Raw genomic sequence first — 10,668 nt, forward strand, 5'->3', positions numbered from 1 at the left:
GGTGCGGGGTCTCGTCGATGTCCGGGCTCTGCCAGGCGTAGGGCAGGCCGAGGTGGTCGAGCAGCTGGCGGCGCCAGCGCGATCCGGAGGCAAGCACGAGGTGCGGCACGGGGCGATCTCCAGGGGCGTGGGGAAGGCGTCAGCCTAGCATGTCGCTACCCCTTGCGCCGGCTTTGACAGGGGCGGGGGGAGTGCCTATCATTGCGCGCCTATGTTGATCACGCGACTCCCGGGCCATGTCGAGCCCTACAAGCTCGCCGCCCGCGACGAGCACCTGGAAGGGCTGATGGCCCTGGACGCCTTCGCGCGTCTCACCGAGGCGGTGGGGCCGCAGCAGGGCGATGCCGCGGTGTGGCTGGACTTCACCATCGATGCCCAGGGGCGCCGGGTGATCCAGGGTCGTCTGCGGGCCGAGCTGCAGCTGCCGTGTCGGCGCTGCCTCACGGCCATGGCGCAGCGCGTCGAGAGCGAGTTCCTGCTCGGCATGGTCACCAGCGACGCCCTGGCGGCGGAGCTGCCCAGCACCCACGAGCCGGTGCTGGTGGAAAACGAACAGCTGAACCTGCTGACGGTGGTGGAGGATGAACTGATCCTCAGCCTGCCGCAGGTGGTTTACCACGATGAGGCCGACTGCGCGGTCTCACGCGACCAGCTGACCAGCGGGGAGGAGGCCACGGCATCCGCGGCTCCCGCCCCCAGCCCCTTCGATGTGCTCAAGCACCTCAAGGGCAAATCCTGACTTCATCATCGATTCACTCTGGAGTGACATCCCATGGCAGTTCAACAGAACCGCAAGACCCGTTCCAAGCGCGGCATGCGTCGCAGCCACGACGCCCTGAGTGCCCCGGCCCTCTCCCAGGACAAGGAAACCGGCACCACTCACCTGCGTCACCACGTCTCTCCGGACGGCTTCTATCGCGGCCGCAAGGTCGTCGACGCCTGAGTCGACGACGCGACCTGCGGTGACCCCCGGTCCCTGACCCCTCGTGCGGATCGCCATCGATGCCATGGGAGGGGATCTCGGCCCCCGCGCCACGGTGCGGGGCGCCGCCGGGGCGGCCCTCCAGGACCCCCGTCTCGCGCTGCGGCTGTTCGGCCCCCGGGCCCGCCTCGAGCGTGAGATCGCCAGCCTGCCGCGGCGTCTCGCCGCGGCGGGTTCGCGTATGGAGGTCGTGGATGCCCCCGGCGAGATCGCTCCCGGGCTTCGACCCTCGGAGGCGCTGCGTCACGGCGGCGACAGCAGCATGGCGCGCATGCTCGATTGCCTGGCCGCCGGCGAGGCGTGCGCGGGTATCAGCGCCGGCAACACCGGGGCGCTGATGGCCCTGGGGCGTCGCGCCCTGGGCACCGTGGCGGGGATTCCCCGCCCGGCGATCAGCACCGCCATCCCCACCCGGGACCAGGGGCGCTGCTACCTGCTCGACCTGGGCGCCAACGTCGAGGCCAGCGCCGAGCGCCTGGTGGACTTCGCCCGCATGGGCGAGGTCATGGCGCGTCGGGTTGATGGCCTCGCCCGGCCCCGGGTGGCGCTGCTCAATGTCGGCGTCGAGGGCACCAAGGGCACCGCCAGCGTGCGCCAGGCGGATGCCCGGCTGCGCCAGGTGGCTGGCCTCGACTACCGCGGCTACGTCGAGGGCGACGGCATCTTCGCCGGGGCTGCGGACGTCGTGGTGTGCGACGGCTTCGTGGGCAACGCCGTGCTCAAGGCCAGCGAGGGGCTGGCGCGGATGCTGGTGGCGCGGGTCCAGCAGACCTTCGAGGCCCACTGGGGCAGTCGCCTGGTGGGACTGGCGGCGCGGCCGGCGCTGCGCCGCCTGCGTGCCGAGCTCGACCCGGTACGCTACAACGGCGCCAGCCTGCTGGGGCTCGCCGGCATCGTGGTGAAGAGCCACGGTGGCGCCGACGCCGAGGGCTTCCGCTACGCCGTGCTCAGGGCCGTGCAGGAGGTGGAGCACGACCTCCCCCGGTCGCTGGCCCGGGAGCTTGGCGGCAAGGACGCAACGATTTCCCGTCGTGCCGGCATGGCCGGCGACGATGACAGCCAATAAAAGCTAAGGTGACCAAGATGACTCAACCGCTCGCCCTCGTGTTTCCCGGACAGGGTTCCCAGCAGGTCGGCATGCTGCGGGAGCTGGCTGAGCGCTATAGCGTGGTGGGCACCACCTTCGAGGAGGCCTCCGAGGCCCTCGGCTACGACCTCTGGCAGGTGGTCCAGGAGGGACCCGCCGAGGCGCTCAACGCCACCGCCTGCACCCAGCCGGCGCTGCTCACCGCCAGCGTCGCCATCTGGCGCATCTGGCAGGAGCTCGAGGGGCCGCGCCCCGCGGCCATGGCCGGCCACAGCCTCGGCGAGTACAGCGCCATGGTGTGCGCCGGGGTGATGCCCTTCGCCGAGGGGGTCAAGCTGGTCAAGCTGCGCGGCGAAGCGATGCAGGCCGCGGTGCCGGCAGGGCAGGGCGCCATGGCGGCGATCCTCGGCCTCGACGATGCCACCGTGGAGCAGGCCTGCGCCGAGGCGGCCCAGGGGGACGTGGTCTCGGCGGTCAACTACAATGCCCCGGGCCAGGTGGTGATCGCCGGCAGCAAGGCCGCCGTGGAGCGCGCCATCGCCGGCTGCCAGGCGGCGGGGGCCAAGCGGGCCATGCCGCTGCCGGTGTCGGTGCCCTCCCACTGCGCGCTGATGGCGCCGGCCGCCGAGCGCCTGGCCGAGGCGATGGACGGGGTGGCGCTCAAGGCGCCGCGCTATACCGTCATCCAGAACGTGGATGCCCAGGCCCACGCCGATGTCGAGACGCTGCGCACGCGCCTGATCGAGCAGCTCTACCGGCCGGTGCGCTGGACCGAGTGCGTCGAGGCGATGAGCGCGCGGGGTGCCGCGGTGTTCATCGAGTGCGGGCCCGGCAAGGTGCTCACCGGGCTGGGCAAGCGCATCGCCCGCGGCAGCAAGGGGCTGGCGGTCAACGACCCCGACAGCCTGGATGCGGCCCTGGAGCTGGCCCGCGGTGTGGCCGCCCAGCAGGGCTGATCTTCTTTCACAGGATGAAGGCGTAAGCATATGACAACCGAATCCAGAGTCGCCCTGGTCACCGGGGCCAGCCGCGGCATCGGCCGCGCCATCGCCCATGAGCTGGGTCGCCAGGGCCGCATCGTGGTCGGCACCGCCACCAGCGACGCCGGTGCCGAGCGCATCGATGCCGACCTCAAGGTCCAGGGCATCCAAGGCGCCGGCCGTCGCCTCGACGTTACCGACCAGGCGAGCGTCGATGCCCTGATCAAGGCGATCGGCGAGGAGTTCGGTGCCCCGACCATCCTGGTCAACAACGCCGGGATCACCCGCGACAACCTGCTGATGCGCATGAAGGAGGAGGAGTGGGACGACGTCGTCGACACCAACCTCAAGTCCGTCTATCGCGTCAGCAAGGCCTGCCTGCGCGGCATGACCCGCGCGCGCTTCGGTCGCATCGTCAACATCAGCTCGGTGGTGGCGACCATGGGCAACCTCGGCCAGACCAATTATGCTGCCGCCAAGGCGGGCATGGAGGGCTTCACCCGCGCGCTGGCGCGTGAGGTGGCCTCCCGGGCCATCACCGTCAACGCCGTGGCGCCGGGCTTCATCGCCACCGACATGACCGAGGCGCTGCCCGAGGAGCAGCACAAGGCGCTGCTCGGTCAGATCCCGCTCTCGCGTCTGGGCCAGCCCGAGGAGATCGCCGCGGCGGTGGGCTTCCTCACCGGGGAGAGCGCCAGCTACATCACCGGCGAGACCCTGCACGTCAACGGCGGCATGAACATGCGTTGAGAGGCGCCGGGGACGGCGGTTGCGCCGGCCCCGGGGCCTCTATACACTACCCCGCAGCTTCCGGCTTGCGGATCTGGAACCCCAAACGGCTGGTCATCTGGACGGCCAATATGAACGACTGGAGTACGTCATAATGAGCACCATCGAAGAGCGCGTTAAGAAGGTTGTGGCCGAGCGCCTGAACGTCAAGGAAGAGGACATCCAGAACAGCTCCTCCTTCACCGAGGACCTGGGCGCCGACTCCCTGGATACCGTCGAGCTGGTCATGGCGCTCGAGGAGGAGTTCGACACCGAGATTCCGGACGAGGAAGCCGAGAAGATCACCACCGTTCAGGAAGCCATCGACTACGTCAACGCCCACCAGTAAGCCTGGTGGCGGTCGATACCGCTTGCTGATGCTCGGGGCCGTTTTGCCGGAACGGTCCACCGAAAAGCCGCCCGCCGGGCGGCTTTTTCGCACCCGGACGCCACGCGCCGTTAGCCGGGGCGGAATGTCGCGGGCAGAGTCGGTATAATGCGCCGAAACAGGCGGCCCGGCGGGGCCGCGATCATCCTGGACGCCTGGAGGAACGCTGATGACACGTAGACGGGTAGTGGTGACGGGCCTTGGCCTGGTCACGCCGGTGGGGAATGCCGTGGAGGAGAGCTGGCGCAACATCGTGGCCGGCAAGAGCGGCATCGCGCCCATCGAGCACTTCGATGTCAGCGGCTTCAACACGCGCTTCGGCGGGTCGGTGAAGGACTTCGATATCAGTCCCTTCCTGAACCCCAAGGAGGCCCGCAAGATGGACCTCTTCATCCAGTACGGGATGGCGGCCGGGGCCCAGGCGATCCAGGATGCCGGCATCGAGTGCACCGAGGAGAACGCCTCGCGCATCGGCGTGGCCATCGGTTCTGGCATCGGCGGCCTGCCGATGATCGAGCACAACCACAGCGCCCTGCTCAAGAGCGGGCCGCGGCGGATCTCGCCCTTCTTCGTGCCCGGTTCGATCATCAACATGATCTCCGGCAACCTGGCGATCCAGCACGGCTTCCGCGGCCCCAACATCGCCATCACCACCGCCTGCACCACCGGCACCCACAACATCGGCTACAGCGCCCGCACCATCGCCTACGGCGATGCCGATGTCATGGTGTGCGGCGGCGCCGAGATGGCCACCACGCCGTTAGGCCTCGGTGGCTTCTCGGCGGCCCGGGCGCTCTCCACCCGCAACGAGGACCCGGAGGCGGCCAGCCGTCCCTGGGATCGCGATCGCGACGGCTTCGTGCTCTCCGATGGGGCCGGCGTGCTGGTGCTGGAGGAGTACGAGCATGCCAAGGCACGCGGGGCGACTATCTACGCCGAGCTGGCCGGCTTCGGCATGAGCGACGACGCCTACCACATGACCGCCCCGCCCGAAGACGGCAGCGGCGCGGCGCTCTCCATGGCCAACGCCGTGCGCGACGCCCGCCTCGACCCGGCGGCGATCGACTACATCAACGCCCACGGCACCTCCACCCCGGCCGGCGACCTGGCCGAGAGCCGCGCGGTGCAGCAGGTCATGGGCGAGGCGGCGAAGTCGGTGGCGGTGAGCTCCACCAAGTCGATGATCGGCCACCTGCTGGGTGCCGCCGGCGCCGTCGAGGCGGTGTTCTCGGTGCTGGCCATCCGCGACCAGGTGGCGCCGCCCACCATCAACCTCGACAACCCCCAGGAGGGCTGCGAGCTGGACTATGTGCCGCACACCGCCCGCGAGATGAAGATCGACGTGGCGCTGTCGAACTCCTTCGGCTTCGGCGGCACCAACGGCACCCTGGTCTTCTCCCGGGTCTGAGGTCCCATGGCCGCCCCGTGCCCGACCGAGCCCGCGGGCTGGCCCCTCGATGACCGCGGCGTCGCCTATGGCGACGGCCTCTTCGAGACCCTGCTGGTCAGGGCGGGGCGGCCGCTGCTGTGGGACGAGCACCTGGCGAGGCTGGCCCGGGGCTGCCATGCCCTGGGCATCCCCATACCGCCCGAGCACGACCTGGCGGCGCCCCTCGCCGAGGCGGGGCCGGGGCTCGAGGTGCTCAAGCTTACCCTGACCCGCGGCAGTGGCGGGCGCGGCTATCGTCCGCCGGCGGCTCCCGAGCCCCGGCTGCGCTGGCAGCTGGCCGCCTTCGCCCCGGATAGCGGGCGCTGGCGGGACGGTGTGCGGGTGCGGCTCTGCCGATTTCGCCTCGGTATCCAGCCGGCGCTGGCGGGGATCAAGCACCTGAATCGCCTGGAGAACGTGCTGGCCCGGGGCGAGTGGCAGGACGACGCCATCGCCGAGGGGCTGCTCGAGGATGCCGAGGGGCGGCTGGTGGAGGCCACCGCCATGAACCTCTTCTGGTGCCGCGACGGCCGCCTGGAGACCCCGAGCCTCGGCCGCTGCGGGGTGGCCGGTACCCTGCGCGAGGCGCTGATGGGGCGCCTGCCGCTGCATGAGGTCGACGCCGGCGTCGAGGCGCTGGTCGAGGCCGAGGCGGTGTGGCTGGGCAACTCCGTGCAGGGGGTGTGGCCGGTGGTGCACCTCGAGGATGCCGAGGGCAGGGGGCTCGCCGCCTGGCCGGTGGGAGCGGCACACCGCGCCTTCCAGGCCGAGGCCCACGACCTGCTGGGCTACCCGCGCCTTCCATGAGTGACCAATGTTGACGAGGATGACGATGCGGCGAGTACTGATCTTCCTGCTGGTGCTGGCCCTGGTGGCTGCGGCGGCGCTGTTCGGTGGTTACCGCTACTGGCAGTCACGCCTGGCGGCCCCGATCGCGCTCGAGGAGGCGCGGCTCTACGAGGTGCCCCAGGGCGCCGGCTACCACCGGGTGGTGGGGGAGCTGGCGCGCGAGGGGGTGATCGAGGAGGCCTGGGCCTTCCGTGCCCTGGCGCGCCTGGAGCCGAGTAGCCTGCCCCGGTTGCGCCCCGGCGAGTATCGCCTGGAGCCCGGCATAAGCGGGCGGGAGCTGCTCGAGCTGCTGGGCAGCGACCGGGTGGTCACCTATCCGCTGACGGTGCCGGAGGGCTGGACCTTCGCCCAGATGCGCGAGCTGTTGGCCGATGCGCCCAAGCTCGCGCAGCAGACCGCCGAGCTTTCCGACGAGGAACTCATGGCGCGGCTGGGGCGCGAGGGCCAGCACCCCGAGGGCTGGTTCTTCCCCGATACCTACCTCTACCACAAGGGCGTCAGCGACCTGGAGATCCTCGAGCAGGCGCTCGCCCGCATGGAGGCGACCCTCGAGGCGGTATGGGCCGAGCGCGCCGACGACCTGCCCCTGGAGAGCCCCTACGAGGCGCTGATCATGGCCTCCTTGATCGAGCGCGAGACCGGCGCCCCCGAGGAGCGCCCCGAGATCGCCGGGGTGTTCAAGCGTCGCCTGGAGCGCGGCATGCGCCTGCAGACCGACCCCACGGTGATCTACGGCATGGGGGAGCGCTACGCGGGCAATATCACCCGCGCCGACCTGCGCGAGGCGACCCCCTACAACACCTACGTGATCGACGGCCTGCCGCCCACGCCGATCGCCCTGCCGGGGCGTGCCTCCCTGGAGGCGGCGGTCAACCCCGAGCCCGGCGACACCCTCTACTTCGTCGCCAAGGGCGACGGCACGCACCACTTCTCGCGCACCCTGCGCGAGCACAACAATGCGGTGAATCGGTATATCCGCAATCGCTGACGGGAGCCGGCATGAGCAATAGAGATTCGGATGTGCCAGCGAGTGACGTCGGGGACACTCCGGAGGGGAGGTCCTACGCCAGGGGTGAGGAGCATTGCTCCGAACGGGCTGGCCATGGATGGCCAGCACCGGCCCTGCAAGCGGAGCGGGACACGAGAGCGCAGCAGGGCGTCGGTAGCGTACAGGGAGGTATTCACAGCGCCTCCTCGACGGTCCGGCGCTCCGGGGAGGGTCGCCGAGAGAGTCGCGAGCGGAATATTGTTCCTGATCAACGAGGCCGTTTCATTACCCTGGAAGGGGGCGAGGGGGTGGGCAAGTCCACCAACCTGGCCCGGGTCGTCGGCTGGCTCGAGGCGCGTGGTCTCGAGGTGGTGCAGACCCGCGAACCCGGCGGCACGCCCCGCGCCGAGGCGATCCGGCGCCTGCTGCTCGACCCCGAGGAGCGCGAGCCCCTCGACGACGACGCCGAGCTGCTGCTGGTGTTCGCCGCCCGCGCCCAGCACCTGGCGCGGGTGATCCGCCCGGCGCTGGCGCGGGGGGCCTGGGTGGTGTGCGACCGCTTCACCGATGCCACCTTCGCCTACCAGGGCGGCGGGCGCGGCCTCGACCCGGCGCGTATCGCCGAACTCGAGGCCTTCGTCCAGCGCGGCCTGACCCCGGACCTGACCCTGCTACTCGACATGCCCATGGCCGAGGCCCAGCGTCGCCTGGAGGGGCGCCTGGCGGGCCGCGGTGAGCGGCGTGACCGCTTCGAGCAGGAGCGCGGCGACTTCTTCGAGGCGGTGCGCCAGGCCTACCTGGCGCGTGCCGCCGAGGCACCGGAGCGCATCGCCCTGATCGATGCGGCCCGCTCACCGGAGGCCGTCGGCCGTCAGATCGAGGCGGTGCTGGCGACGAGGATGGCGGCATGGCAGCGCTGAGCACGACGCCGATCGCCGAGCGCGAGCCGCTGCCCTGGCTGCGCCCGCGCTTCGCCGAGCTGGTCCGCCTGGCCGATGCCGGGCGGCTGCCCCATGCGCTGCTGATCTCAGGGCCGCGCGGGGTGGGCAAGCACTCCCTGGTGGATGCCCTGGCCGCCCGCACCCTGTGTGCCGCGCCCGGCACCGCCGCCTGTGGGGAGTGCCACGCCTGCCGCATGCTGGCCGCCGGCTATCACCCCGACCTGATGCGCGTCGAGCTCGAGGAGGGCAAGCGGCAGATCCGTATCGATGCCATCCGCGAGGTCAACCAGGTGGTCGCCCAGACCGCCCAGCAGGGGGGCTACCGGGTGATCGTGATCGCCCTGGCCGAGGCGCTCAACGTGGCCGCCGCCAATGCCCTGCTCAAGAGCCTGGAGGAGCCCGGCGCGCGCACCCTCTTCGTGCTGCTCTCCGATATCCCCTCGCGACTGCTGCCGACCATCCGCTCGCGCTGCCAGCACTGGAGCCTGGGGCCGCCGGCGGCAGACGACTGCCTGCCCTGGCTCGCCGAACGCTTCGGCGACGAGGCAGAGGCGCGTTTCTGGCTGCAGGTCGCCGGGGGACTGCCGCTTGCGGCGCTGCGCCTGGCCGACCCCGAGTCGCGCGCCCTGCGCCAGCAGCTGGTGGAGACCTTCGAGGCGCTGGTGCGCGGTGGCGAGCCGGTGGCAGAGGCGGCCCGTCTCGACCGCCAGTCCATCGACGCCATCCTGTGGTACGGTATCGCCTGGCTCGAGGACCTGATCCGCCTGGGCCTCTCCGGCGAGAGCGACGGGCTGCGCAACCCCGACCTGCTGCCGCTCTACCGGCAGGCGGTCAAGAACGCCCGGGTGCGCGACTGGTTCCGCCTGCTGGACTATGCCCGCGAGGAGCGCCGGCTGCTGGCCGCCGGCGGCAACCCCAACCCGCAGCTGGTGCTGGAAGCCTGGCTGGTACGCTGGTCGGCCCTGCTGCGTTCCTGAGGCGCCGCGCAAGAGACCCCGAGGAGAGACCCATGGCAGCCCAGAAGGCCCTGTCGCTGAATATCCAGGATGTCCAGACCCTGCTCTCGGCCTACATGCCGATGCTGGAGCGTGGCGGCATCTTCGTGCCCACCCGGGAGCGCTACGAGCTCGGCCAGGAGATCTACCTGCTGCTGACCCTGCCCGGCGAGAACGAGCGGGTGCCGGTCACCGGCCAGGTGGTGTGGGTCTCCCCCGAGGGCGTCACCGGGCGGCGCATGCCCGGCGTCGGCATCCACTTCAGCGCCGCCGACCAGGGTGTCCGTGACCGCATCGAGAACCTGCTGGCCGGCCACCTCGACAAGGGCGCCCAGACCTACACACTGTGAGGCGCCTCGCGCCTGGAGCCATTCACCTGTCATCCGGATATACCGCATGTTTGTCGATTCCCACTGCCACCTCGACCGCCTCGACCCCAAGACCCACGATGGCGACCTGGCCGCCACCCTGGCGGCCGCCCGTGCCCGCGGGGTGAAGCAGTTCCTGGCCATCGGCGTCACCCTGGAGGACGTGCCCGGCGTCGCCGCCATCGCCCGCGAGCATGACGACGTGGTGATCTCCGCCGGCGTCCACCCGCTGCACCGGGTGGAGGAGGAGCCCGACGTGGAGGCGATCATGGCGGTCGCCGACCGCCATGGCGCGGTGGCCATCGGCGAGTGCGGGCTGGACTACCATTACCTCAGGAAGGCGCCGGACACGGTGCCGTCCCGGGAGGTCCAGCGCGAGCGCTTCCGTCGCCAGCTGATCGCCGCCACCGAGCTCGAGCTGCCGGTGATCATCCATACCCGGGAGGCGCGCGACGAGACCCTCGAGATGATCCGCGAGCACACCGACCCGGCCATCGGCGGCGTGCTCCACTGCTTTACCGAGGACCTCGAGATGGCCCGCGAGGCGGTGCGCCACGGCTTCTATATCTCGCTCTCCGGGATCGTCACCTTCCACAGCGCCAGGGCGCTGCGCGAGGTGGCCCGGCAGGTCCCGCTGGACCGCCTGCTGATCGAGACCGACAGCCCCTACCTCGCGCCGGTGCCCCATCGCGGCCAGCCCAACGAGCCGGCCTTCGTGGTGGAGGTGGCCGAGTGCCTCGCCGCCGAGCGCGGCATCAGCGTCGAGGAGGTGGCGATGCAGACCAGCGCCAACTTCTATCGGCTGTTCCGCGCCGCCGTGCCGGAGGTCTCCGAGGAGATGCGCGGCATCCTGCGCGGCGCCGGCCTGGTGACCTGACGCCGCTGTCGCTGCG

At 70.9% G+C, this 10,668-nt stretch carries 14 protein-coding genes; 13 read left to right on the forward strand and 1 reads right to left on the reverse strand.

What is annotated here, in order from left to right:
* Positions 1 to 109 (reverse strand): Maf family protein (locus tag Q673_RS0118305; protein ID WP_031217959.1); only part of this gene is annotated, 109 nt, incomplete at its 3' end.
* A gap of 102 nt (positions 110 to 211) precedes the next feature.
* Between Q673_RS0118305 and Q673_RS25570 the strand changes: the two genes are divergently transcribed.
* The 13 genes from Q673_RS25570 to Q673_RS25630 all read left to right on the forward strand — a co-directional run bounded on the left by Q673_RS25570 (position 212) and on the right by Q673_RS25630 (position 10,652).
* Positions 212 to 739, forward strand: a complete 528-nt coding sequence (locus tag Q673_RS25570; RefSeq protein ID WP_023005525.1) for a YceD family protein — start codon at positions 212 to 214, stop codon at positions 737 to 739.
* A gap of 33 nt (positions 740 to 772) precedes the next feature.
* Positions 773 to 943: a 50S ribosomal protein L32 gene (rpmF, locus tag Q673_RS25575; protein WP_023005526.1), complete on the forward strand. Its 171-nt coding sequence runs from the start codon at positions 773 to 775 to the stop codon at positions 941 to 943.
* A gap of 43 nt (positions 944 to 986) precedes the next feature.
* Positions 987 to 2,048 (forward strand): phosphate acyltransferase PlsX, encoded by a 1,062-nt coding sequence (gene plsX, locus Q673_RS25580; protein ID WP_023005527.1) that lies wholly within the window; start codon positions 987 to 989, stop codon positions 2,046 to 2,048.
* A 17-nt stretch (positions 2,049 to 2,065) separates the two neighbouring features.
* Positions 2,066 to 3,025, forward strand: coding sequence for an ACP S-malonyltransferase (gene fabD / locus Q673_RS25585; protein WP_023005528.1), 960 nt, complete (start codon positions 2,066 to 2,068; stop codon positions 3,023 to 3,025).
* A gap of 30 nt (positions 3,026 to 3,055) precedes the next feature.
* Positions 3,056 to 3,799: a 3-oxoacyl-ACP reductase FabG gene (gene fabG, locus Q673_RS25590; RefSeq protein ID WP_023005529.1), complete on the forward strand. Its 744-nt coding sequence runs from the start codon at positions 3,056 to 3,058 to the stop codon at positions 3,797 to 3,799.
* A 133-nt stretch (positions 3,800 to 3,932) separates the two neighbouring features.
* A complete protein-coding gene (gene acpP / locus Q673_RS25595) occupies positions 3,933 to 4,166 on the forward strand; it encodes an acyl carrier protein (RefSeq protein ID WP_008956801.1) in 234 nt (77 codons plus the stop codon).
* Between the two features lie 208 nt (positions 4,167 to 4,374).
* Positions 4,375 to 5,613 (forward strand): beta-ketoacyl-ACP synthase II, encoded by a 1,239-nt coding sequence (gene fabF, locus Q673_RS25600; RefSeq protein WP_031217962.1) that lies wholly within the window; start codon positions 4,375 to 4,377, stop codon positions 5,611 to 5,613.
* A gap of 6 nt (positions 5,614 to 5,619) precedes the next feature.
* Positions 5,620 to 6,441 carry an aminodeoxychorismate lyase gene (gene pabC, locus Q673_RS25605; protein ID WP_023005531.1) on the forward strand — a complete coding sequence of 274 codons (822 nt, stop codon included), beginning with the start codon at positions 5,620 to 5,622 and terminating at the stop codon, positions 6,439 to 6,441.
* A 25-nt stretch (positions 6,442 to 6,466) separates the two neighbouring features.
* Entirely contained in the window at positions 6,467 to 7,471 is a 1,005-nt protein-coding gene (gene mltG / locus Q673_RS25610; RefSeq protein WP_023005532.1) for an endolytic transglycosylase MltG, read from the forward strand.
* Positions 7,472 to 7,779: 308 nt separating this feature from the next.
* Positions 7,780 to 8,391 carry a dTMP kinase gene (gene tmk, locus Q673_RS25615; RefSeq protein ID WP_023005533.1) on the forward strand — a complete coding sequence of 204 codons (612 nt, stop codon included), beginning with the start codon at positions 7,780 to 7,782 and terminating at the stop codon, positions 8,389 to 8,391.
* Positions 8,379 to 9,389, forward strand: a complete 1,011-nt coding sequence (locus tag Q673_RS25620; protein ID WP_023005534.1) for a DNA polymerase III subunit delta' — start codon at positions 8,379 to 8,381, stop codon at positions 9,387 to 9,389. Before tmk ends, Q673_RS25620 begins: the two co-directional genes overlap by 13 nt.
* A gap of 32 nt (positions 9,390 to 9,421) precedes the next feature.
* Positions 9,422 to 9,757, forward strand: a complete 336-nt coding sequence (locus Q673_RS25625) for a PilZ domain-containing protein (protein WP_023005535.1) — start codon at positions 9,422 to 9,424, stop codon at positions 9,755 to 9,757.
* A 46-nt stretch (positions 9,758 to 9,803) separates the two neighbouring features.
* Positions 9,804 to 10,652, forward strand: a complete 849-nt coding sequence (locus Q673_RS25630; RefSeq protein WP_023005536.1) for a TatD family hydrolase — start codon at positions 9,804 to 9,806, stop codon at positions 10,650 to 10,652.
* The last annotated feature ends 16 nt before the right edge of the window (positions 10,653 to 10,668 follow it).

Source organism: Halomonas sp. PBN3 (genome assembly GCF_000475415.1).
In the GTDB taxonomy this organism is placed as follows: Bacteria; Pseudomonadota; Gammaproteobacteria; order Pseudomonadales; family Halomonadaceae; genus Halomonas; species Halomonas shengliensis.

Coding starts and splice junctions, on each gene's coding strand:
- Q673_RS25570 (WP_023005525.1), top strand. CDS start 212: ATGTTGATCACGCGACTCCCGGGCCATGTCGAGCCCTACAAGCTCGCC.
- rpmF (WP_023005526.1), top strand. CDS start 773: ATGGCAGTTCAACAGAACCGCAAGACCCGTTCCAAGCGCGGCATGCGT.
- fabD (WP_023005528.1), top strand. CDS start 2,066: ATGACTCAACCGCTCGCCCTCGTGTTTCCCGGACAGGGTTCCCAGCAG.
- fabG (WP_023005529.1), top strand. CDS start 3,056: ATGACAACCGAATCCAGAGTCGCCCTGGTCACCGGGGCCAGCCGCGGC.
- acpP (WP_008956801.1), top strand. CDS start 3,933: ATGAGCACCATCGAAGAGCGCGTTAAGAAGGTTGTGGCCGAGCGCCTG.
- fabF (WP_031217962.1), top strand. CDS start 4,375: ATGACACGTAGACGGGTAGTGGTGACGGGCCTTGGCCTGGTCACGCCG.
- pabC (WP_023005531.1), top strand. CDS start 5,620: ATGGCCGCCCCGTGCCCGACCGAGCCCGCGGGCTGGCCCCTCGATGAC.
- mltG (WP_023005532.1), top strand. CDS start 6,467: ATGCGGCGAGTACTGATCTTCCTGCTGGTGCTGGCCCTGGTGGCTGCG.
- Q673_RS25620 (WP_023005534.1), top strand. CDS start 8,379: ATGGCAGCGCTGAGCACGACGCCGATCGCCGAGCGCGAGCCGCTGCCC.
- Q673_RS25625 (WP_023005535.1), top strand. CDS start 9,422: ATGGCAGCCCAGAAGGCCCTGTCGCTGAATATCCAGGATGTCCAGACC.
- Q673_RS25630 (WP_023005536.1), top strand. CDS start 9,804: ATGTTTGTCGATTCCCACTGCCACCTCGACCGCCTCGACCCCAAGACC.